The following is a 21,996-nucleotide window of genomic DNA, read 5'->3' as shown; positions in this document are numbered from 1 at the left end:
GCGCCTGGAAACTCAGCACTGGCCCCCACCTGACCTGCTGACGCAGGTCTGTCCGCCCCCAGCCGGGGGCGGATAGATCTCTCCTCCCCCTCTGGGGAGGGTGACCGCCGAACGGCGGTGGAGGGGCCAGCGGGACGCCAGCCCCTCTTAAGCATTAACCCCGCAGCTTGCCGCCGGCCTTTTCGGCCGCCGCGACGACCTTGGCCGACAGGGCCTCGATCTCGGCGTCGGTGAGCGTCGCGTCGCGCGGCTGGACGACGACCTCGATGGCGACCGACTTGAAGCCGTCCGGCACGCCGGGGCCTTCATAGACGTCGAACACGCGCGCGGCGGTGATCAGCGCCTTGTCGGCGCCAAGGGCGGCCTTGACCAGGTCGCCGGCGGGCTTGGACTTCTCCACCACGAAGGCGAAGTCGCGGGTCAGCGGCATCAGCACCGAGGGCGAGAAGGCCGGCTTGGTCTTGACCGCCTTCTTCTTCGGCTCAGGGATCGCCTCCAGGGTGATCTCGAAGCCGTAGACGGGGCCGGCCACGTCCAGGGCCTTCAGGACCGCGGGGTGGATCTCGCCGAACTCGGCCATCACCGCCTTGGGGCCCAGCTGCAGCCGCGCCGAGCGGCCCGGGTGCCACCAGGACGAGGCCGAGCCTTGCGCGGTCTGCAGCGACGCCACCGGCGCGCCCAGCTCTTCGAGCAGGGCCAGCAGGTCGGCCTTCACGGTGAAGAGGTCGCCTTGCGCGGCCTTGTCCCAACCGCGCGGCGCCTTCGGAGCCAGGATGGCGCCGACGACGGTGCGCTGGTCGTTCGGGCGATCGCCGTGGAAGGTCGGACCGACCTCGAACAGCGCCGCGTCGGGGAAGCCGCGACGGGCATTGCGGCCAGCGGCTTCGATCAGGTTGGGCAGCAGCGATGGGCGCATGCAGTCCAGTTCCGCGGCGATCGGATTGGCCAGCATCAGCTCGGGCTGACCGCCGCCGAACAGGGCCGCGGTCTTGTGGCTGGTGAAGCTGAAGGTCACCGCTTCGGCGTAACCGGCGGCGGCCAGGGCGCGGCGGGCCGTGCGGGCGCGAGCCTGTTTGGCGGTCAGCACGCCACCGACGGCGCGGGCCACTTCCGGCAGCGGCGTCGAGGGCAGGGCGCCGTAGCCGGCGATGCGGGCGACTTCTTCCACGAGGTCGGCCTTGCCGTCCACGTCGCGGCGGAAGGTCGGCGGGGTCACGCAGACCAGGCTCTCGGCATGGGTGACGAAGTCGGCGGCCGAGACGTCCTTGGGCGGGTCGATCGTGAAGCCCAGGTCGCGCAGGATCTGCAACGACCGCTGCGGCTCGATCTCCAGGCCCGACAGCTGGCCGACATAGGCCGGGTCGAACAGGATCGCGCCGGGCGCGGCCGGCACCTCGCCGGCCACGACGATGTTCGACGGCTCGCCGCCGCACAGCTCCAGGATCAGCTTGGTGGCTAGCTCGATGCCCGGGACGACCGAACCGGTGTCGACCGTGCGGGCGAACCGGTACTGGGCGTCGCTGGCGATGCCGGTGGCGCGGCCCGTCTGGGCGATTCGGATCGGCTCGAACCAGGCACTTTCGACGAAGACGTCGACCGTCTCGTCCGAGCAACCGGTGCTTTCGCCGCCCATCACGCCGCCCAGGCCGATCGGGCGTTCACCCTCGGCGTCGGCGATGACGCACATCTCGGGCGTCAGCTCGTAGGTCTTGCCATCCAGGGCGATCAGGTGCTCGTCGCCGTGGACGCCATGGCGGCCCAGGCGCGTCGAGATCTCGGTCCCGACCAGCTTGGCGGCGTCATAGACGTGCAGCGGGCGGGCGCGGTCGTACGAGATCAGGTTGGTGACGTCCACGAGGGCGTTGATCGGGCGCAGGCCGATGGCGGTCAGGCGGTCGGCCAGCCACTTGGGCGAGGGGCCGTTCTTGACGCCGCGGATGAAGCGACCGGCGAACACCGGGCAGGCTTCGCCATCCACCTTGATCGAGATCGGGCTGTCGAAGGTCCCGGCGACCGGGGCGATCGACACGTCCTTCAGCTTGCCCACACCGGCGGCGGCCAGGTCGCGGGCGATGCCCACGACGCCCAGCCAGTCGGGGCGGTTGGGGGTCACTTCGAAGTCGATGACGGCTTCCAGGCCCAGGGCGTCGACGGCGCTCGTGCCGACCGGCAGGGCGTCAGGCAGCTCCATGATGCCGTCGCTCTCGCTGGCGTATTCCAGCTCGGCGGCCGAGCAGAGCATGCCGTTCGAGACGACGCCGCGGACGGGCTTCTCAACCAGGGTCACGTCCAGGCCGGGCACATAGGCGCCGATCGGGGCGTAGATCGTGGTCAGGCCCGGACGGGCGTTCGGCGCGCCGCAGACGATCTCCTTGCGGCCGTCGACGGTGTCGACCTGGCAGACCTGGAGACGGTCGGCATTGGGGTGACGCGCGGCCTCCACGATCTTGCAGACCGTGAACGGGGCCAGCTTGGTCGCCGGATCGGTGACGTGCTCGACCTCGAGCCCGGCCATGGTCATGGCCGCGACGATCTCGGGAACGGTGGCGGTGGTCTCAAGGTGATCCTTGAGCCAGGAGAGGGTGAATTTCATCGTTCTGGTCTCAGCTCAGGCCCGAGGCGGCGTTCGGCGCGGCGAAGGCGCTGAAGCCGTAGTGCGACAGCCAACGGACGTCCGACGACCACATGTCGCGCAGGTCCGGCATGCCGTATTTCAGCATGCCCAGGCGATCGACGCCCATGCCGAAGGCGAAGCCCTGATACTCGTCCGGATCGATGCCGCAGGCGCGCAGCACGTTCGGATGAACCATGCCGCAGCCCAGGATCTCGAGCCACGACGTGCCCTGGCCGATCTTGATCTCGCCGCCCGAGCGGTCGCACTGCACGTCCATCTCGGCCGACGGCTCGGTGAACGGGAAGTGATGCGGGCGGAACTGGGTGGTGACCGCGTCGGTCTCAAAGAACCGCGCCAGGAAGGTCTCTAGGGTCCACTTCAGGTGACCCATGTGGATGGCCTTGTCGATCACCAGACCCTCGACCTGGTGGAACACCGGCGTGTGGGTGGCGTCGTTGTCAACGCGATAGGTGCGGCCCGGCGCGATGATGCGGATCGGCGGCTTCTGCGACACCATGGTCCGCACCTGCACGGGGCTGGTGTGGGTGCGCAGCAGCATGCGCTCACCGGTTTCCTTCGTATTGAAGAAGAAGGTGTCGTGCATCTCGCGGGCCGGGTGCTTCTCGGGGAAGTTCAGGGCCGTGAAGTTGTGGAAGTCGTCCTCGATGTCCGGACCTTCGGCCACGGCGAAGCCCATCTCGGCGAAGATCGCGATCACCTCATCCATGGTCTGCATGGTCGGGTGGACGCTGCCCTTGCGGCGGTGCGGGGCGGGCAGGGACAGGTCCAGGGTCTCGCTGGCCAGGCGCGCGTCGAGCTCGGCGGTCTCGAGGGCCGCCTTCTTCTCGGCGATGGCGGTCGCGACCTTGTCGCGGAGCGCATTGATGGCCGCGCCGCGGTCCTTGCGCTCCTCGGGGCTCATCGCGCCCAGGGTCTTGAGCAGGCCCGAGATCGAGCCAGTCTTGCCGACGGCCGCCACGCGGACGGCGTCGAGCGCTGAGAGGTCCGCCGCAACGGCCACCTGGGCCAGGACGTCGGATTCGAGGGAGTTGAGATCGGTCATGACGGGCATCCGTCTAGGCGGTTTCAGGACGTTTCGGAACCCTGCGAAGGCAGGGGAGGGAACGTTTCGCGCAGCAAAAAGCCCTCCGGTTCGCACCGGAGGGCTTTTCAGGATCGAATGGACTTCAGAAAGTCCAGATGTCCTTAGGCCAGGGCGGCGCGAACCTTGTCGGCGATCGCCTTGAACGCAGCCGGGTCGTTACCCGCGATATCGGCCAGGACCTTACGGTCCATTTCGATACCCGCCACGTCCAGGCCGTGGATAAACTGCGAGTAGGTGAAGCCTTCCAGGCGGGCGCCAGCGTTGATGCGCTGGATCCACAGCGAACGGAAGGCGCGCTTGCGCACCTTGCGGTCACGGTAGGCGTATTGACCGGCCTTATCGACGGCGGCCTTGGCGGTGCGGATGGTGTTCTTGCGGCGGCCGTAGAAGCCTTTCGCCTGTTCAAGAACCTTCTTGTGCTTGGCGTGAGCAACGACGCCACGTTTAACGCGAGCCATGTGTCAGCGCTCCTCTTAAAGGCCGTAGGGCAGGTACGAACGGATGGTCTTGGCGTCAGCCTCGCTCATCACCTTCGTTCCGCGGTTTTGGCGGATGTACTTGCCGTTGTGGCCGATCAGACGGTGGCGCTTGCCGGCGACGCCGGCTTTCAGCTTACCCGTGGCCGTGATCTTGAAGCGCTTTTTGGCGCCAGACTTCGTCTTCAACTTAGGCATTTCGCGTCGGAGCTTGCGCCCCGTCCTCTGGAAGCATGACGAACCGCCATGGCATGCCAATGGCCAGGCGGTTCCGGAAAGTCGGCGTTGCTACAGGAAAGACTCGGCCAACGCAAGGGTCTGGGGCAGCGGCTTAGGCCGCCGCCTTCGTCCGTTGCACGATGACCATCGCCAGGCCGACGGCCGGGATCATCAGGGCCGCGCCGACCCAGAACGGTCCGCCCGTCGCCAGGCCGAACAGCGGGCCCGCCAGCAGGGGGCCGCCGATGCGGGCCAGAGAGCCGGCGGCCATGTTCAGGCCCAGCATCTGGCCCTGACGGTCGGGCGGGCTGGCGCGCGACATCAGGGCGGCCACGCACGGGAACACCAGCGACTGGCCGAAGGCGGTGCAGCCGACGGCGGCGGTGGCGAGAATCGCATTGGGCGCGAACGGGGTCAGGAACAGGCTGACGGCGATGATCGACAGGCCCGCGGACAGCACCCGGCCTTCACCGAACCGGCGGGCCAGGCGTCCGGTCAGGAAGCCCTGGCCGATGGAGGCGATGACGCCGATCACGGCGAAGCACAGGCCGACCTGGCGCGGGCCCCACTCGAAGCGGGCGTGGGCCCACAGGCCGAAGATCGACTCCATGCCGGCGAAGGCGGCGGTCGAAACCAGGGTGGCCAGCAGCACGCGCGACAGGATCGGATGGGCCTTGGCCTCGTTCAGGGCCTCGCGGCGGCTCGCCTGGGGCGCGCCGGGTGCGGAGCGTGCGCGGCTCTCGGCCACGAACAGCATGACCCCCAGCGTCGCCAGGGCGGCCATGCCGGCAGCGGCGAAGAGGGGGATCTGGAAGCCCAGCAGGCCGGCGTCCGGGTGGGCCAGCAGGCCGCCCAGCGATGGTCCGATCACGAAGCCGGCCCCAAACGCTGCTCCCAGCAGGCCCATGCGGCCGGCGCGTTTCTCGGGCGGGGTGACGTCGGCCATGTAGCCCTGGATGGTCGAGATGTTGCCGCTGCCGAATCCGCCGACCAGACGGATGGCCATGGCGATCCAGATGTTGGGTGCGAAGGCCAGGGCGACATAGGCCAGGGCGTTGGCGGTGATCGTGACGATCAGCACCGGCCGCCGGCCGATGCGGTCCGACAACCGTCCCCAGAAGGGCTCGCCGAAGAACTGGCCCAGGCTGTAGGCGGCGAACATGGTCGTCACCTGCCACGGGGCGGCGTCCATTGCGGTCGCGTAGAACGGCAGCAGCGGAATGACGATGCCGAAGCCCACCAGGTTGATGAAGACAACCAGGAGTAGGACGATCAGGGCGCGGGCGCTGTGGGCGGGATCGGACATCAGGACGCGGGATTTACGCCCGAACGCTCCGCTTGGCGACCGCGTTTGCGGGCTGCGTCAGTTCGGCGGATTGTGCTTTTCGACGAAGGCGACGGTGTCGGTCAGCATCTTCAACCGCGTGGCGCCGCGCGACAGCCAGTGGTCCTCGCTGGGCAGGGTGACGAACTCGACCGGCTTGCCCGCCTTCTTGAGGGCGTCGGCCATGATCTGGCTCTGGTCATAGCGCACGATGGTGTCGTCCTTGCCGTGGATCAGCAGGATCGGGATCTGCGTCTTGGCGACCTGCTGGGCGGGGGAGAGGGCGGCCAGATCGGGATCGCGCAGGCCGTCGACGCCCATGAAGCGCCGCCAGTAGCGCTGCGACGAGGCGCTGCGGCCGGGCGTGGTCAGGAACCGCTTCAGGTCTGACAGGCCGGCCACCGACACCGCGCAGCGATAGACGCCCGGATCCAGCGTCGCGCCGGCCAGTGCCGCGTAGCCGCCGTAGCTCGCGCCTACCACGCAGACGCGCTTGGGATCGATGATCCCCTGCTTGGCTAGGTCGCGCACGCCGTCCGACAGGTCGGTCTGCATCTTGCGGCCCCACTCGCCGAAGCCGGCCTTGACGAAGTCCCACCCGAAGCCCTCGGAGCCACGGAAGTTGGGTTGCAGCACGGCGTAGCCGCGCGAGGCCAGGGCCTGGCTCCACCAGTCGAAACCGGGCGTATCGCGCCCCTCGGGTCCGCCATGCGGCAGCACGATCAGCGGCAGGTTCTTGGGATCGCGACCCTTGGGCAGGGTCAGGTAGCCAGTGATCTCCAGGCCGTCGGCCGCCTTGTACTTGATCGAGCGAACGGGCGAGATCGCATCGGGCGTGACGCCGGAATAGACGTCGCCCAGCCAAGTCGCCTGCTTGGTGTTGAGATCGACCAGGGCATAGGCCTGGCCCGCTTCGGGCGAGTCGACCAGGACGACCACGCGTTTGCGGTCAGCCGACCAAGATGTCAGGCTGACCCGCTCGCCCTTGAACGCCTTGACCACCGAGTTCCAGGCCTTCTGGCTGCTCTCGTCGAAGAAGGTGTAGGTGAGGTCGTCGCCCTTCAGCGTGTAGCCGCCCAGCAGGTGCAGGCCGACCGGATCGTGCAGCAGGCCGCTGAGGTCCAGATCGCTGGGCAGGTCGACGGACTTGCCGTCGCGCGCGTACTCGCGCAGGACGCCATTGTTCTGATCGTCGGTGCGCCAGACTAGGACCGTTTTTCCGTCCCGCCCGAAGCCGGCGATGCCGTACGAACCCATCGGGGTGTTGGCCTCGTCGACCTTCCGCCAGCCGGAGTCCTGCTTGATCTTCAGGCTCCAGCGGCCGCGCTCGGCGTCGTACTGCGACTGGGCCACGGGCGCGCCGTTCGCGTCGACCAGCCAGCCGTCGGTGTCGACATCCGCGCCGTAGTCCAGCCGTCGGGTTGCGTTCGAGCGCAGGTTGATGCGGTAGAGCGTGTCCACGCCCTGGCCGGCCATGAAGTAGACGCCCTCAATGAACAGGACCGGCTCGTTGTCGATCGTGCGGACCATCGGCGGGCCGATGACCACGTTCATGGCGCTTTCCTGGTTGCGCAGCACGAAGGTGTGCTTGCGAGCCTTCCAGTTGTAGGTCGAGGCCATGTAGTACTCGCGCGCCGGACCCCGCAGGCCCACCACGTCGGCGGTCTGGGACACCACCAGCACCAGGTTTTCCTCGCCGGCCCAGGTGACGCCGCGCAGCTTGGTGTCGCCCACCGCGACGCCGGCCAGGATGCCGCCGCCGACCTGGCGCACGGTCAGGAAGCGCTGCTCGCCATTGGTGACGATCACCGCCAGCTTCGATCCGTCCGGCGAAATCTCGACCGTCTCGATGTTGGGCAGGGCGCCGTAGACGGCAAGGCTGGGCTTTTCGGCCGCTTGGACCGGCATCGCCGACAGGGCCAGAAAGGCCGCGCCGGCGGCCATGAAGCGCTTGATCACTGAAACTCCCCCGAACTTCAGTCTAAGCTCTACCAGAGGGTGCGACGGAGTCGGGCGCGCGTTCGAGAGGACCGGCCAGTTCGAGGGGGCCGCCAAAACAAAAGGACTGGCCAAAACAAAACGCCCCGGCCGCGAGGCCGGGGCGTTTCGATGTCTACCCGAGGATCGAACCTAGCGCGGGGCCAGGATCATGATCATCTGACGGCCTTCCATGCGCGGCTCGTACTCGACCTTGGCGACTTCGTCGAAGTCGGCCTTGACCTTGAGCAGCAGCTTCATGCCCAGTTCCGGGTGCGCCATTTCACGACCGCGGAAGCGCAGGGTCACCTTGACCTTGTCGCCTTCTTCGAAGAAGCGAGTCATGGCTTTCGCCTTCACTTCATAGTCGTGGATATCGATGTTCGGACGGAGCTTGATTTCCTTGAGCTCGACGACCTTTTGCCGCTTGCGCGCCTCGTTCTTCTTCTTCTGCTCCTGGAACTTGAACTTGCCGTAGTCCAGGATCTTGCAGACGGGAGGATTGGCGTTCGGAACGATTTCAACCAGGTCCAGGCCAGCTTCCTCGGCCGCTTCCATGGCGGACGCGGTCGGCATCTCGCCTTGCTTTTCGCCGTGTTGGTCGATCAGCAGGACGCGCGGGACGCGGATGTCTTCGTTGATACGCGGCCCGTCCTTGACGGGCGGCGTTTGCATAGGACGGCGAATAGGGGCGGCTCCGGGGCAGTTGAAGGGGGTATGAATAAACGCATACGCGCCGCGCTGGGCGCGCCGCGAGAAAATGATATATGACGCGCCGACCGCTCTCTATCAAGCGAGGGTGGTCAATAGACGCGCCGGCCGGCCGAGTTTTTTCGGCGGTGAACGGTCGGCAGGGCGGAAATGACAGGGCGGGAGACGGTTCTTCCTCCATCAAGACGCCTGCCAAGACCTCATGACCACCCATCGTCACACCGCCATCGAGGATGTCCACGCCCTCCTGATCGGCTCGAGTTTCTGCGCCGTGGGCCTGACCCTGTTGAAGGCCGCCGGCCTTGTCACTGGCGGCATCGCCGGCATCGCTTTGATCATCTCGTACCTGGGCGACTGGCCGGTCGGGACGGTGTTCTTCCTGCTGAACCTGCCGTTTTACATCCTGGCCCAGCGCACCCTGGGCTGGCTGTTCACCGCCAAGACCCTGGCCACCAACCTGCTGCTGGCGGGCCTGGCCTGGGGGATGCCCTATTGGCTGAAGGTCGAGCGCGTCGATCCGATCTTCGCGGCCGTGTTCGGCGGCACGATCATCGGCATGGGCATCCTGGCCCTGGCCCGGCACCGCTCCAGCGTCGGCGGGGTGGGGGTGCTGGCGCTCTATCTGCAGGAACGCCGCGGCATCAGCGCCGGCAAGGTGCAGATGGCCACCGACTGCCTGATCGTCGGCGCGGCCTTCTTCACGCTCAGCTTCGACAAGCTTCTGCTATCGGTCGTCAGCGCGGTGGCGCTTAGCGCGGTGCTGATCGCCAACCACAAGCCGGGACGCTACGCGGGGTACTGACCTAACGCGGCAGCAGCGCCATCGCCGCGCTGGCGACGGTGCTGACGGGCAGAGCCTTCAGGTCCGGCGAGCGAATCACCGCCACGTGGCCGCGCGGGCCGCACAGCTCGGGATCCGAGGCGTCGGAGAACAGTGCAATGGTCGGCGCGCCGGCGGCGGCCAGCAGGTGCGTCGGGCCCGTGTCATTGCCGACGGCCAGGGCCGCCTTGGCCCCCAGCACGGCCAGCTGGGCAAAGTCGGTGCGGCCGGTCAGGTCGCGGGCGCCGCCCACAGCCTTCTGGATGTGGCGGGCCATAGCGCTTTCCTGCGGACCGCCGATGATGACGATGTCCAGGCCGCGCGCCTTCAACAGCGTGCCCAGCTGGGCGTAGTACTCGACCGGCCAGCGCTTCTCGAGCCGGTGGGCCGAGCCGCCGGGCACGAACAGCACATAGGGCTTGGGCGTGGCGGCGCCGGCGACGGGGCGCGGCTCCTTGTGCTTGCGCAGGATCCACGACAGGTCCGGCGGCGGGGCGCTGCCCGGCTCGGTCGGGGCGTCAGGCCAGATGCCGGCGGCGCGCAGCTGGTCGGCCTGGCGCTCAAGCGTGTGCATGTGCAGGCGGGCCTTGCCCTTCTGCGGCAGCGAGGCGCCGAAGGCGATGCCGCTCCATTGCGGCGCGAACGGGCGCAGCAGCTGGAAGTACCAGTTGGTGCGGCTGTTGGTCTGCAGGTCGTAGACCCGGTCGTAGCGCGCCTTGCGGATCCGGCCGATCATGGCCAGCGTCTCGCCGAAATCGGCGGTGCGCCCGTCGGTCTCGACGGTGTTGAAGTACGGGCTGAGCTTGGCCAGCGCCTCGAAGGGCGGGGTGGTCAGCAGGGTGATCTTGGCCTTGGGATGGGCCTCGCGGATCTTGCGCATCGCCGCCAGCGCCAGCACGAAGTCGCCTAGAGCGCCCAGCTTGATCACCAGGACCTTCTTGATCTCCTTGCTCAAGACGAACGCTCCGAACCCACTACGCTTGGCCCCGGGATGTGAGGCCCCGGGATATGGGCCCCCAAGATCTGGGCGTAAACCTTGAGGGTCGCTTCGCACATCGCGTCCACCGAATACAACCGTCGGGCTCGCAAACGGGCGGCCATACCCATGAGGTGGCGGCGATGGGCCCCGGCCTCGCAGGCCTCCAGCAGCGCGTCGGCCCAGGCCTGGGCGTTGCCGGCCCTGACCAGCCAGCCGGTCTCGCCGGGCACGACGGTCTCGCAGGTGGCGCCGTGGTCCGAGGCCAGGACGGGGCGGCCCATGACCTGGGGCTCGACAGCGGTGCGCCCGAACGCTTCCGGCTCCAGCGATGGGGCGATGGCGAGGTCGGCCAGCATGTAGGCGGCCGGCATGTCGTCGCAGTGGCCGACCAGCTTGACGGCGTCCTGCAGGCCGCCGGCCGCGATCGCCGCTTCAAGTTCGGCGCGATAGCCCTTGCGGCCCTGGTCGTCGCCGGCCAGCAGCAGCAGGATCCGGTCCTCGCCGCGCGCCTTCAGCAGGGTCATGGCCTCGACCAGCAGCCCCTGGCCTTTCCACCGGGTCAGGCGGCCGGCCAGCAGCACCTTCAGCCGGCGCTCGCCGGGCGCCACGCCCCAGGCCTTGCGCAGGGCCTCGATCCGCTCGCCGCCGACAACGCCGGGCTCGAAGCGCGCCAGATCAACGCCGCGCGGGATGGCGACCACCTTCTCCGGCGCGATGCCGTGTTCCTTGATGACGTGCTGGCGCGTGTACTCGGAGTTGGCGATGACCAGATCGCCCTTGGTCATCACCGCGTTGTACCAGCGCTTGAGATTGGACTTGGCGTTGTAGACGCCGTGATAGGTGCAGACGAACGGCACCTTGGTGGCGTGGGCGGCCCACAGGGCGCTGAAGGCCGGAGCGCGCGAGCGGGCGTGGACGACGCTGACCTTCTCGCGCCGGATCAGATCGATCAGCCGCGCGGCGTTGCCCAGCATCACCAGCGGGTTCTTGGACTGGGCCGGCATGTGCGCCAGCCGGCCGCCGTCGGCCTCCAGGCGCGAGGCCATGCGGCCGCCCTTGGTGGCGACCAAGGCCTTGCCGCCTTGCGCGACCACGGCGTGGGCGACATCAATCGTCGTCTGCTCGGCGCCGCCCGTTTCAAGCTCGGGGGTCACTTGCAGCAGGGTAAAGTCGGCGGGTAGGTCGGGCACACGACTCTCGGCGGAACAACTCTGGTTTTAGTTAGCGAAAGGATCGAGGCGACGCCATGACCGAATCCCGGGGCGCCCTTGCGCGTGAAGACGGCTCGAAACTGGCCTGGCGGCGCGTCCAGGGCGAGGGTGCAACGGTCGTGTGGCTGGGTGGTTTCCATTCCGACATGACGGGGACCAAGGCTCAGGTCCTGGCCGAGCAGGCCCAGGCGACCGGCGGGGGCTATGTCCGCTTCGACTATTTCGGCCACGGCGAGTCGGATGGTCAGTTCAAGGACGGAACCATCAGCCGCTGGCGTGAGGACGCCTTGGCCGTCATCGACGAGTTGACCGACGGCCCGCTGGTGCTGGTCGGCTCGTCCATGGGCGGGTGGCTGGCGTGCCTGGCGGCCATCGCCCGGCCCGACCGCATCAAGGCCCTGGTGCTGATCGCGCCGGCGCCCGACTTCACCGAAAAGCTAATGGCGCCCGAGCTTTCCGACGAGGCCAAGGCGGCCATCGCCCGCGACGGCCTCTGGATCCGCCCCTCCGAGTATGACGACGGCGGCTACGCCATCACCCGCGATCTGCTGGAGGACGGCGCGCGGTGGTCGATCTTGCCGGGGCCCGTGCCGATCGACGTCCCGGTGCGCGTGCTGCAGGGCGGCGCGGATCCGGACGTGCCGTGGACCCACGCCTTGGAGCTGGCCAACGCCGTGAACAGCGACGACGTAGTCTTCACCCTGATCAAGGACGGCGACCATCGCCTATCACGCCCCCAGGACCTCGAACGCCTGGTCGCCGCCGTCAACGAGGCCAAGGCCTTGGCCGAGCCGGAGGAGGGCGACCTCGTCTCGCGCCGCTTGGCCCGGGCGGCCAGACTGCGCAACGCGGCAGGCTTGGAGGCGGTGGGAATCACGCCCCGCGCGCCGCTGATCGACGACGAGTAGGTCTCAGCCGCCCGCCGCCAGAATCGCCGCCAGCCCTTCGCGATAGGTCGCGTACTTGGGCCGCCAGCCCAGTTCGGCCTTGGCCAGGGCGTTCGAGACGCGCTTGTTCTCGGCGTAAAAGCGGCGGGTGGCGGGTGACAGGCCCAGCTCGTTGAAGGGCAGGTCCGGCGGGACCGGGACGCCTAGCAGGCGGGCGGCGTGCTCCATCACGTCCTGCGGCGGGGCCGGCTCATCGTCGACCAGATTGTAGACCCCGCTGGCGCGCGGGCGGTCCAGCGAGGCCAGCAGGCCGGTGACGATGTCCTCGACATGGATGCGGCTGAACACCTGGCCGGCCTTGACGATGCGGCGGCCTTCGCCGGCGCGCAGGCGGTCCAGGGCGCTGCGGCCCGGGCCATAGATGCCGGGCAGGCGGAAGGCGGCCAGGGTCAGGCCCATGCCGCGCGCGACCTCCTGCCAGTCGCGCTCGGCGCCGACCCGGCGCGCGCCCTCGACCGACTGGGCCTTGAGCGGGCTGGTCTCGAACACCCAGCGGCCATCGAAGTCGCCATAGACCCCGGTCGTCGACAGATAGCCAATCCAATCGGGGAAGGCCTGGGCTTGGGCGAGCGCGGGAATGATCGCTTCCAGCGCCGGACAGCCGTCAGGGCCGGGCGGGGCGGTGACCAGTATCGCGTTCACGCCGGTCAGGGCCGCGGCCATGGCGTCGCGGTCGGCCGGATCGGCGGGCAGGATCCCCTGGGCGCGAAGCTTTTCCGCCTGGACGGCGTCGCGCGCCGTGGCGGCGATCTCCCAACCCCGGGCGCGCAACGCTTCGGCGAAAGCGTCGCCGACATAGCCCAGACCGAACACGAACAGACGCAACACTGGAACTCCGCCCCCGGAAAACCTCGGCCAATCAAGCCTCTGAAAATTCCCTCTTCGCAACCCCTCAACGGTGCTTGCAAAGCACGAAGCGCTCTGCCATAAGCCGCCTCCTCGTCGCGGGGCGCTCTTCTGAGCCTCGCCGATGCGGGCGTAGCTCAGTGGTAGAGCGCAACCTTGCCAAGGTTGATGTCGAGAGTTCGAATCTCTTCGCCCGCTCCATTCTCCCGGTTTTCGGGAAGCATGGATGAGTACATATAGCGCGAATAGCGCGGGCGTAGCTCAGTGGTAGAGCGCAACCTTGCCAAGGTTGATGTCGAGAGTTCGAATCTCTTCGCCCGCTCCATTCTCGGTTCTCTTCCGAAAATTGGATCTTTTCGCCGGTCGGTGACGACCGGGCGATTCGCGTATCGCGAGGCCCGCGGTGTTCGCCTAAGCTTGGCGTCATGACTCGCTCCGCATCCTGGCGCGCCGCCCTGGCCGGCGCCGGCCTTGTCGCGCTGACGGCTTCGGCCGGGTGGGCAAGTCCCTCCACCAACCTGACCGGCCTGGTTCTGCGCTACGAAGCGCTCGGCGATCCGGGCGAGGATCCGGATTCAGGCGGTTCGGCCGACCTGCGCTGGCGTTTGCCCGACGTCTCGCCGGCCGCCGACGCCGACCGCGCCGCCAAGCTGAAGGCCATCCAGACCGAGCTGACGGCCATGGGCGCGAAGGGGCTGTCGGAGCAGGAGCGCCTGACCCGCGATCTGCTGCTGTACAGCTTGGCCGACCGCCTGGAAGCCGCCAGCTTCGACGAATCGCGGATGCCGTTCAGCAGCGACGGCGGCTTCGACGTGATGATGCTGTATCGCGCCAGCGGCATGACCCTGCGGACCGAGGACGAGGCTAGGCGCTGGATCGCCCTGCTGAGCGGCATGCCCGGCTGGTACGCGGTCAATATGGACAATGCCCGGCGCGGCGTCGCCAGCGGCTTCGTCCAGGCCGTCCCGACGGCCCAGGCGGTGCTGGAGCGCGCCCAGCGCACGGCGGCGACGCCGCTGGCCGAGGATCCGCTGCTGGCTCCGCTGCGCGCCCTGCCGGCCGGCGTTCCCAACCGCGCTATCCTGATCGCCGAGGGCGAAAAGGCGGTGGTCGAAAAGGTCGCCCCGGCCCGCGCCGACTTCGTCACCTTCATGCAGACCGAGTACGTCCAGCACGCGGCCAAGAGCCTGGCGGCGTCCGACCTGCCGGACGGCAAGCGGTACTACGCGTTCCTGGCGCGTCGGCACACGACCACCGACCTGACGCCCGACCAGATCCACGACATCGGCCAGGCCGAGGTCGCTCGCATCCGCGCCCGCATGGAGGGGGGGATGAAGGCCGCCGGCTTCCAGGGGGACCTGACCGGCTTCATCGCCATGCTGCGCCAGGATCCGCGCTTCTACGCCACCAGCCGCCAGCAGCTGCTGGAGAAGTCCAGCGAGATCGCCAAGCGCGCCGACGACCAGTTGCCGGCCCATTTCGGCGTCCTGCCGCGCCTGACCTATGGCGTGCGGCCGGTGCCGGCCAGCATCGAGCAGGGCTACACGACGGGGCGCTACTTCGGCGGCGATCCCAAGGTCGGCCGGGCCGGCGGGCTGATGATCAACACCTCGCAGCTGGACCAGCGGCCGCTGTACGAGCTGCCCGCCCTGGTGCTGCACGAGGGCGCGCCGGGCCACCACATCCAGACCTCGCTGGCCCAGGAGCAGGCCGACGTGCCGGAGTTCCGCAAGAGCCTCTACTTTACCGCCTATGGCGAAGGCTGGGGCCTCTATTCGGAGTGGCTGGGCGAGGAGATGGGGATCTATCGCGATCCCTATGAACTGTTCGGCCGGCTGTCCTACGAGATGTGGCGCGCCTGCCGCCTAGTGGCCGACACCGGCATGCACTGGAAGGGCTGGAGCCTGGAGCAGGCCCGCGCATGCTTCACCGACAACACCGCCCTCTCGCCGGTCAATATCGAGGTCGAGCTGAAGCGCTACGTCTCGTGGCCGGGCCAGGCCCTGGCCTATAAGATGGGCGAACTGAAGCTGCTGGAACTGCGCAAGCGCGCCGAGACCAAGCTGGGATCCAGGTTCGACGAACGTGGCTTCCACGACGCGGTGCTGCTACGGGGCTCGCTGCCGCTGTCGGTGCTGGAGACCCGCATCGACGCCTGGATCGAACAGCAATCCAAGAAGAAGGGCTGACCATGGCCAAGATCACCGTCCTGGGCGAATGCATGGTCGAGCTGTCGCCCGAGGCCTCCCATGGGGCCAGTGACGGCGGCGCGCCGCTGTACCGGATGGGCTATGCCGGCGACACCTTCAACACCGCCATCTACATGGCGCGGCTGGGCGACGACGTCGCCTACTGCACGGCGCTGGGGCAGGGCGACCCCTTCAGCGAGGGCGTGCTGGCGACCATGCGCCGCGAGGCGATGGACACCCGCTTGGTGCGTCAGGTCGAGAACCGCCTGCCGGGCCTCTACGCCATCGTGCTGGACGACGCCGGCGAGCGGAAGTTCCACTACTGGCGCGAGCGGGCCCCGATCCGCGACCTGTTCTCGGCCCACACCGCCGACCAATTGATCGAAGCGGCCAAGGCCAGCGACCTGGTCTATCTGTCGGGCGTGACCTTGGCGGTGATCGGCGACATCGGACGAGCGCGCCTCAAGGACATCCTGGCGTATGTCCACTCGCTGGGCATCGCCGTGGCGCTGGACTTCAATTACCGCCCGGCCCTGTGGCCAAGCCCCGAGGCCGCCCGCGCCGCCCTGGACGGCATCGTGCCCTCGTGCCGCTACGTCTCGCTGAGCAGCGAGGACAGCCGCCCCCTCTATAGCCGCGAGGCCGAGGATCTGGCCGGCGAATGGGCTGCGGCCGGGGCCGAGGTGGTGGCCCGCGACGAAAGCCATGCCGTCAACGTCCATCGCCCCGAGGGCCGCACCGCCACGCCGCCGCCTGGTCGCGTGAAGGCCGTCGACACGACGGGGGCGGGGGACAGCTTCAACGCCGCCTATCTGTCGGCGCGACTGGCGGGTCTGTCGATCGAGGAGGCGGTCGCCCGGGCCCACGCCCTGGCCGCCCTGGTCGTCTCGCACCGCGGCGCGATCCTGCCGCACGGCGTCGCCCTCGCGTCCTGATGCTGCTGCCGCCGGACGATCTCAGCGCCGACGCGACGCAGACGGCGCTGACCGAACGCTTCCTGCTGCCGGCCCTGTCGGAGATAGAGGCGGCGCTGCTGGAACTGCGCCTGGACACCGACCAGGCGTTGGCGGGCAAGGTCCCGGCGTACAAGGGCAGGGCCTATCCCTATGGCTGCTGCCACGAGATCACCCTGGACATCATGGGGCGGCTGACCGCCTTCGCCGCCCAGCGCGGCTCGCCCGGTCGACAGGCGTTGAACGATTTCTTCGGGCATGGCGGACGCGGCAAGCTGGTCTGGGGCGTGCTGCGCGACAGCTATTTCCAGAACGCCATCCATCTGGGCGGCCTGTACGTCGACGTCTCCAACGACACGGTCGACGTCACCAAGCCCAAGGTCGAGATCCTGCCGATGGACCAGTCGGGCATGGTGCTGATCCAGGACGCCGTCCACTTCGCGCGGGTCGCCGAGCGCTATTGGGACGCGCGCGCCTACGCCAACACCCTGCTGCCGTCGCTGGCCCCGCTGTTTCCGGTGGTGCTGGTCGACGCCATGGGCGGCGTCAGCCTGCAGTCGAACACCGGCTACATGAAGCGGCTGCTGGCCACCGACGGCTTCGCGCGCGCCGAGCAGTGGCTGCGCACCGGTCCGCGCCTGCCTGACGCGCTGGCGGCGGCGTTCCGCAACGCCTGCCCGCCGGATCTCCAGGCCGCCAATCCGGCGGTGGGCCTGGAGGCGGCGCTTGCCGCTTGCCAGACGCTGCGTGACGAGGTCATCGATGCAGCCTGGGTGCAGGTCATGAGCGAGTCGTTCGTGCGGGCGCCAGCCATGACGATCTCGCGCACGCCGACGGCTTGAATGCCCGTCTCGGCCGTCCGGACCCCGAGTCGCCATGGCCCTGGCGGACGTCGGCCCCGGCCTGCGCGAGATCGTGGAGCGCATCTGCCTGCTGGGCTCGGCCCTGGAGGCGGCCGAGGCGTCGCTGAAACTACCGCGCCGGGCGGGCAAGACGGTCCTGAAACTCGCCCTGCAGCGCCTGGCGCAGCACTATGGGATGGTCTGGGCGGTCAGCGGTTGCCGCCGGCCACAGCGATGATTTCGCCGGTGATCCAATAGCTCTCGGGCGAGGCCAGGAAGGTCGCCACCGGCGCGATGTCTGACGGCTGGCCGATGCGGCCCAGCGGGGTGATGGCCACCAGCTGGTTCTCGAAGTCGCTGCCGGCGATGCCCGCCGCATGCGTGCCTTCGGTCTCGACGCCGCCGGGCGAGATGGCGTTGACCCGGATCTTGCGCGGGCCCAGCTCCTTGGCCAGCACGCGGGTGATCGAGTCCACCGCCGCCTTGCTGGCCGTGTAGATCGAACCCGTCGGCAGGTCGGCGGTCACCGCGGCCGAGCTGATGTTGATGATGCTGCCGCCCTCGGGGCCAAAGCGCCTGGCGGCCTCGCGGCTGGCCAGCAGCACGCCCAGGACGTTGGTGTCGAACTGGCGGCGGTACTCGGCCTCGGCGAAGTCGTCGATCGGCCCGAAGGCGTAAACGCCGGCATTGTTGACCACGATGTCGACGGCGCCGAACGCCTGGACCGTCTCTTCAAACAGCCGCACCACGTCGGTCTCCTGGGCCACCGAGGCCTGGACCGCGACGGCCTTGCCGCCGGCGGCGACGATCTCGGCCACGACCTTGTCGGCGCCCTCGCGGCTGGAGGCGTAGTTGACCGCCACGGCCGCGCCCTCTGCGGCCAGGGCCTTGGCGATTGCCGCCCCGATGCCCTTCGACGCGCCGGTCACGATGGCGGTCTTGCCTGCAAGCTTGCTCATTGAAGTCTCTCCGGTCGCCCTCAGTGGCGAACGTTTCGACATTTAGATAATCATCGAAGTGATTCAATGGGCGGGGCGGAGAGATTTTCTCAGGGTGTATATACCCTCGGGATTCGCTTCCGACGCGCCCGCCGGTAAGGACCGCTCATGCTCCGCACCTCCCTCGCCATCGCCCTGGTTTCGGCCGCGCTTCAGGGAGGCCAAGCGTCGGCGCAGGCGTTCTATGACGCGGCGATCTGCAAGCCGCCCTACACGATGTCGTCGGCGATGGCGCTCTATGACGCGGCCGAGAAGCTGGCCAAGCCGGACACCTCGCTGCTGACGGCCAATGTCTACAAGTTGCCGCAGGACATCGGCCAGGACGGTTTCAAGACCGACGAGGTGGTGTTCGCCGGGACGTCGATTGGCGTGCTGGTTCAGGGCGCGCAGGCCGAGGCTCTGGCGAAGCGCTATCAGCTGGAGCGTGAGCGCTCGACGCTGCTGGGCGCCTCGACCAAGGGCTATGCGCGCGAGCTACCGGCCGACCAGCAGCCCCAGCCCGAGGGCGGAACGGTTTCGATCATCGCCCGGGAGAGCGCGGCCTTGCCGGGCAAGACCTTGCTGGCCTGCGAGTTCGTCTCGAAGGCGGATCGGGCGGCCCTGGAAGCCTACGAACGGTCGAAGGGCCGCTGAGGCCTCAGATCCCGGCCAGTTCGGTCAGATAGGCGTTCAGCACGTCGCGCTGCAGCACCAGGAAGGCGAACTTGCCCTGGCGGCAGATGCGGATCAGGCCCGCCGTCTCCAGCTCCTTCATGTGATGCGAGAAGGTGGCGGCGCTGACAGGCATCTGGGCGGCGACCGCGCCGCAGGCGGTGGGTTCGCTGGCCGCGCCAATCTCCTTGAGGATCTGGCGGCGGCGCGGCTCGGCCAGAGCCTTTGCGATCAGGGTCACCTGTCGCTCGTCAAGCACGATGGGCGGGGCTTCTTCCATCGCTCTCATATGCGGTGGAGGCGGCGCATAAGCAAACGGGCAGCAGAAAGGGCGGGACCTTTCGATCCCGCCCTTCGAAGCGTCCGGGTCGAGCCCTAGTGCTTCAGCATGTGCTTGATGTCGCGCATCTGGTCGTGGCCGGTCTTGACCGAGGCCCAGGCCTTTTCGATCACGGCGCGGGTCTGGGGCTCGACGTCGGTGTCCTGCAGGGCCTTCTCGTACTTGCCCTTGATGTAGTCCTCGCCGGACTCGACCTCGGTGATCACCGCCTCGTCGCCCTTGCTGAGCGAGTCGCGCAGGTTGACGAACGCGCGGTGCGCGGCGGCCAGGATGGTGCCGTCGTCCTTGGCCTCGCCGCCCAGGCGGCGGACTTCGTCCTGCAGTTCCGAGGCGATCGAGCGGCGCTCCTGGGCGCGGCGCGTGAACAGGTCCTTGTAGCGCGCGCTGTCGGCGTCCTTGGCGGCCTCTTCGTAGCCGTCGGCGCTGTCGATGGTGGTCTCGACCAGGCCGTTGACGAGCTTGATGTGGTCTTCGTTCGTATGCATGGGGCGACTCCACTGGTGATGGGGAGCCGGGTCAACGCGGGGCGGGCGCTTAAGGTTCAGCCCTGAAGCTCGTTGGGCGCCGGAAGTTGGGCGCCGACGTGGTCGATGCCCAGGGTCTCGCAGTGCTGGGCCTGGCGGTGGCGCTCGGCGGCGCGGGCCTTCTGGTCGTCGCTGCGTTGGTCGTGGCAGGCCGGGCAGGCGACGCCCTCGACATAAAGCGGCGAGGCGCGGTCTTCCGGACTGACCGGCATCCGGCAGCCGCGGCACAGGGCGTGGGTGCCGGGCGTCAGGCCGTGACCGACCGCCACCCGCTCGTCGAACACGAAGCACTCGCCGCGCCACAGGCTTTCGGGCTCGGGCACCTGTTCCAGGTAGTCGAGGATGCCGCCCTGCAGGTGGAAGACGTCGGCGACGCCCTCGGCCTTGAGAAAGGCGGTCGACTTTTCGCAGCGGATGCCGCCGGTGCAGTACATGGCCACCTTCAGCGGGGCGGCGTCCGGGCCGCGCTGGGCTTCCACGTCCTGGCGCCAGTCGCGGAACCAGGTCGGGAAGTCCGAGAAGCTGGCCGTTCTAGGATCGACCGCGCCCTCGAACCGGCCGACGGCGACCTCGTAGTCGTTGCGGGTGTCGATGACGAAGACGTCGGGATCGCTGATCAGGGCGTTCCAGTCGGCGGGCGCGACATAGGTCCCGGCGTCGGTCGGATCCAGGTCCGGCTCGCCCAGAGTGACGATCTCTTTCTTCAGCCGGACCTTCATCCGGTAGAACGGCATGCGCTCGGCCCAGGCGGTCTTGGGCTTCAGGTCGGCGCAGCCGGGTAGGGCGCGGATGTGATCCAGCACCGCCTCGATGGCGGCGTCCTCGCCGGCGATGGTGCCGTTGATGCCCTCGCGGGCCAGCAGCAGGGTGCCCTTGACGCCCAGGCTGCAGCACAAGGCCGCCAGCGGGCCCTGGATCGCCAACGGATCCTCGAACCGCGTAAAGCGATAGAGCGCGGCGACGCGATAGTTAGGCGAGGCGGACATTGGCGTCGTGCTGGATGCGGGCGACCATCGACTTCAGGCCGTTGGAGCGCTGCGAGGACAGAGCTTCGGAAAGGCCAAGCTTGTCCAGCGCGCCCTTGGCGTCGAAGGCGGCGATGTCGGCGGGCGTGCGGCCCGAATAGAGGCGCAGCATGATGGCCACCAGACCGCTGACGATATGGGCGTCACTGTCGCCACGGAAATTCAGCGTGCCGTCAGCCTGGGGTTCGGTGACCAGCCACACCTGGCTGGCGCAGCCGCGCACCTTGTTCTCTTCCGAGCGCTCGGCGTCGGTCAGGGGCGCGAGCTCCTTGCCCAGCTCGATCACGTAGCGATAGCGCTCTTCCCAGTCGCCCAGGAGTTCGAACTCGTCGGCGAGGTCGTTGAGAGCGGTATCGATCGGGCTGGTCATGGGGCGCCAATTAGGGGGCGAGGCGCCGCAAGGCAAGCCGCACTAGCCAGCCGGGAGGATCAGCCTGGCCAGGAAGCCGGCGCCGAGGCTGGACGACAGCTTCAGCCGCCCGCCCATGGCGCGCGACAGCAGATCGACGATCGGCAAGCCAAGGCCGACGCCCTCGCTGGTGCGGGTCAGGGCCGAGCCGGCCTGTTCGAACGGCTGCAGCAGGCGGGGCAGTTCGGCGCTCTCGACGCCGGGGCCCTGGTCGCGGATCGAGATCTCGACCTCGTCGCCGATGCGGCTGGCGGCGACATGCACCACGCCGCCGGCCGGCGAGTGGGCCACGGCGTTCTGGATCAGGTTCGACAGCATGGTGCGCAGGCCGCGGCTGTCGGCGACCACCAGCGGCAGGGCGCCCTGGCCCAGCACATTGACGATGACCTCGCGGCGGGCGATCTCGCCGCGCAGAATGTCCAGAACGTCCTCGAGCGCCTCGTCGAGCGGCTCGGGGGTCATTTCGATGTCGGTGACATGGCCTTCCAGGCGCGCGATCTCGACGATCTGATTGACCAGCTTCAGCAGCTTCAGGCCGCTGTCGTGCACGATGGCGGCGTATTCGCGGTACTGGTCGTTGCCCAGCGGACCATACAGTTCCTGGGACAGGATCTCGGAAAAGCCGATCACGGCGTTCAGCGGGGTGCGCAGCTCGTGGCTGACCATGCGCAGGAACGAGCGCTTGCGGTCGTCCAGGGCCAGGCGTCGACGCTCCTGCGCGGCCGCGCGGCGGTCGGCCGGCACGGGAGGCGCGAAAGGCGTGACAATGGACGGGTCTTTTTGGGACGCCGCTTCTGGCATGGTGAACTCCCGGACGTTCTGTCCGTACGACTAAG

At 68.5% G+C, this 21,996-nt stretch carries 22 protein-coding genes, 2 tRNA genes and 1 pseudogene; 9 read left to right on the top strand and 16 right to left on the bottom strand.

Annotation, left to right across the window (positions count from 1 at the left end):
* Nucleotides 1-154: 154 nt before the first annotated feature.
* From pheT to infC, 7 genes are all read right to left on the bottom strand, one after another.
* Nucleotides 155-2,593, bottom strand: a complete 2,439-nt coding sequence (pheT, locus tag ABDW31_RS11005) for a phenylalanine--tRNA ligase subunit beta (RefSeq protein ID WP_343698740.1) — start codon at nt 2,591-2,593, stop codon at nt 155-157.
* A 10-nt stretch (nt 2,594-2,603) separates the two neighbouring features.
* Nucleotides 2,604-3,677 (bottom strand): phenylalanine--tRNA ligase subunit alpha, encoded by a 1,074-nt coding sequence (gene pheS, locus ABDW31_RS11000; protein WP_343698739.1) that lies wholly within the window; start codon nt 3,675-3,677, stop codon nt 2,604-2,606.
* Nucleotides 3,678-3,820: 143 nt separating this feature from the next.
* Nucleotides 3,821-4,177, bottom strand: a complete 357-nt coding sequence (gene rplT / locus ABDW31_RS10995) for a 50S ribosomal protein L20 (RefSeq protein WP_172263421.1) — start codon at nt 4,175-4,177, stop codon at nt 3,821-3,823.
* Nucleotides 4,178-4,192: 15 nt separating this feature from the next.
* Nucleotides 4,193-4,393, bottom strand: a complete 201-nt coding sequence (rpmI, locus tag ABDW31_RS10990) for a 50S ribosomal protein L35 (RefSeq protein ID WP_018061454.1) — start codon at nt 4,391-4,393, stop codon at nt 4,193-4,195.
* A 133-nt stretch (nt 4,394-4,526) separates the two neighbouring features.
* Nucleotides 4,527-5,720, bottom strand: coding sequence for an MFS transporter (locus tag ABDW31_RS10985; RefSeq protein ID WP_343698738.1), 1,194 nt, complete (start codon nt 5,718-5,720; stop codon nt 4,527-4,529).
* A gap of 57 nt (nt 5,721-5,777) precedes the next feature.
* Nucleotides 5,778-7,682, bottom strand: coding sequence for a S9 family peptidase (locus ABDW31_RS10980; protein WP_343698820.1), 1,905 nt, complete (start codon nt 7,680-7,682; stop codon nt 5,778-5,780).
* Nucleotides 7,683-7,868: 186 nt separating this feature from the next.
* A complete protein-coding gene (infC, locus tag ABDW31_RS10975; RefSeq protein ID WP_172263415.1) occupies nt 7,869-8,390 on the bottom strand; it encodes a translation initiation factor IF-3 in 522 nt (173 codons plus the stop codon).
* A 238-nt stretch (nt 8,391-8,628) separates the two neighbouring features.
* Here infC and ABDW31_RS10970 point away from each other — a divergent pair, with 238 nt between their 5' ends.
* Complete coding sequence (locus tag ABDW31_RS10970; RefSeq protein ID WP_343698737.1) at nt 8,629-9,228, top strand: YitT family protein; 600 nt, start codon at nt 8,629-8,631, stop codon at nt 9,226-9,228.
* A gap of 1 nt (nt 9,229) precedes the next feature.
* Here ABDW31_RS10970 and ABDW31_RS10965 read toward each other — a convergent pair whose 3' ends face one another.
* Nucleotides 9,230-10,201 (bottom strand): glycosyltransferase family 9 protein, encoded by a 972-nt coding sequence (locus tag ABDW31_RS10965; protein WP_343698736.1) that lies wholly within the window; start codon nt 10,199-10,201, stop codon nt 9,230-9,232.
* On the bottom strand, nt 10,198-11,415 hold the full coding sequence (locus ABDW31_RS10960) for a glycosyltransferase family 4 protein (protein WP_343698735.1): 1,218 nt from the start codon (nt 11,413-11,415) through the stop codon (nt 10,198-10,200). Before ABDW31_RS10960 ends, ABDW31_RS10965 begins: the two co-directional genes overlap by 4 nt.
* Nucleotides 11,416-11,471: 56 nt before the next feature.
* Here ABDW31_RS10960 and ABDW31_RS10955 point away from each other — a divergent pair, with 56 nt between their 5' ends.
* A complete protein-coding gene (locus tag ABDW31_RS10955; protein WP_343698734.1) occupies nt 11,472-12,344 on the top strand; it encodes an alpha/beta hydrolase in 873 nt (290 codons plus the stop codon).
* Nucleotides 12,345-12,347: 3 nt separating this feature from the next.
* Here ABDW31_RS10955 and ABDW31_RS10950 read toward each other — a convergent pair whose 3' ends face one another.
* Nucleotides 12,348-13,208, bottom strand: a complete 861-nt coding sequence (locus tag ABDW31_RS10950; RefSeq protein ID WP_343698819.1) for an SDR family oxidoreductase — start codon at nt 13,206-13,208, stop codon at nt 12,348-12,350.
* A 147-nt stretch (nt 13,209-13,355) separates the two neighbouring features.
* Here ABDW31_RS10950 and ABDW31_RS10945 point away from each other — a divergent pair.
* The 6 genes and pseudogenes from ABDW31_RS10945 to ABDW31_RS10920 all read left to right on the top strand — a co-directional run.
* A tRNA-Gly gene (locus tag ABDW31_RS10945) sits at nt 13,356-13,430 on the top strand.
* A gap of 49 nt (nt 13,431-13,479) precedes the next feature.
* Nucleotides 13,480-13,554 (top strand) — tRNA-Gly (locus ABDW31_RS10940).
* A 100-nt stretch (nt 13,555-13,654) separates the two neighbouring features.
* Entirely contained in the window at nt 13,655-15,418 is a 1,764-nt protein-coding gene (locus tag ABDW31_RS10935) for a DUF885 family protein (protein ID WP_343698733.1), read from the top strand.
* Nucleotides 15,419-15,420: 2 nt separating this feature from the next.
* Nucleotides 15,421-16,353, top strand: coding sequence for a sugar kinase (locus ABDW31_RS10930; protein WP_343698732.1), 933 nt, complete (start codon nt 15,421-15,423; stop codon nt 16,351-16,353).
* Nucleotides 16,353-17,213, top strand: a complete 861-nt coding sequence (locus ABDW31_RS10925) for a hypothetical protein (RefSeq protein WP_343698731.1) — start codon at nt 16,353-16,355, stop codon at nt 17,211-17,213. The genes ABDW31_RS10930 and ABDW31_RS10925 overlap by 1 nt, the downstream gene beginning before the upstream one ends.
* A gap of 25 nt (nt 17,214-17,238) precedes the next feature.
* Nucleotides 17,239-17,451: pseudogene (locus ABDW31_RS10920) on the top strand (DUF6456 domain-containing protein); the annotation flags it as partial.
* Here the strand turns inward: ABDW31_RS10920 and ABDW31_RS10915 are convergent.
* Entirely contained in the window at nt 17,423-18,172 is a 750-nt protein-coding gene (locus tag ABDW31_RS10915) for a glucose 1-dehydrogenase (protein WP_343698730.1), read from the bottom strand. The pseudogene ABDW31_RS10920 and the gene ABDW31_RS10915 sit on opposite strands and share 29 nt — an antisense overlap.
* 147 nt (nt 18,173-18,319) lie before the next feature.
* Between ABDW31_RS10915 and ABDW31_RS10910 the strand changes: the two genes are divergently transcribed.
* On the top strand, nt 18,320-18,844 hold the full coding sequence (locus ABDW31_RS10910) for a hypothetical protein (protein ID WP_343698729.1): 525 nt from the start codon (nt 18,320-18,322) through the stop codon (nt 18,842-18,844).
* A 4-nt stretch (nt 18,845-18,848) separates the two neighbouring features.
* On the opposite strand, the gene ABDW31_RS10905 is transcribed toward ABDW31_RS10910, so the two are convergent.
* The 5 genes from ABDW31_RS10905 to ABDW31_RS10885 form a co-directional block, all read right to left on the bottom strand.
* A complete protein-coding gene (locus tag ABDW31_RS10905) occupies nt 18,849-19,151 on the bottom strand; it encodes a helix-turn-helix domain-containing protein (RefSeq protein WP_343698728.1) in 303 nt (100 codons plus the stop codon).
* Nucleotides 19,152-19,237: 86 nt separating this feature from the next.
* Nucleotides 19,238-19,687 carry a PA2169 family four-helix-bundle protein gene (locus ABDW31_RS10900; RefSeq protein WP_343698727.1) on the bottom strand — a complete coding sequence of 150 codons (450 nt, stop codon included), beginning with the start codon at nt 19,685-19,687 and terminating at the stop codon, nt 19,238-19,240.
* A 56-nt stretch (nt 19,688-19,743) separates the two neighbouring features.
* On the bottom strand, nt 19,744-20,712 hold the full coding sequence (locus ABDW31_RS10895; RefSeq protein WP_343698726.1) for a rhodanese-related sulfurtransferase: 969 nt from the start codon (nt 20,710-20,712) through the stop codon (nt 19,744-19,746).
* On the bottom strand, nt 20,696-21,121 hold the full coding sequence (locus ABDW31_RS10890; protein ID WP_343698725.1) for a SufE family protein: 426 nt from the start codon (nt 21,119-21,121) through the stop codon (nt 20,696-20,698). The genes ABDW31_RS10895 and ABDW31_RS10890 overlap by 17 nt, the downstream gene beginning before the upstream one ends.
* 42 nt (nt 21,122-21,163) lie before the next feature.
* Nucleotides 21,164-21,961 (bottom strand): HAMP domain-containing sensor histidine kinase, encoded by a 798-nt coding sequence (locus ABDW31_RS10885; RefSeq protein ID WP_343698724.1) that lies wholly within the window; start codon nt 21,959-21,961, stop codon nt 21,164-21,166.
* Between the last annotated feature and the right edge of the window lie 35 nt (nt 21,962-21,996).

This window comes from Caulobacter sp. (genome assembly GCF_039596335.1).
Taxonomy (GTDB): domain Bacteria; phylum Pseudomonadota; class Alphaproteobacteria; order Caulobacterales; family Caulobacteraceae; genus Caulobacter.
This window is presented reverse-complemented; position numbering and strand designations above follow the sequence as displayed.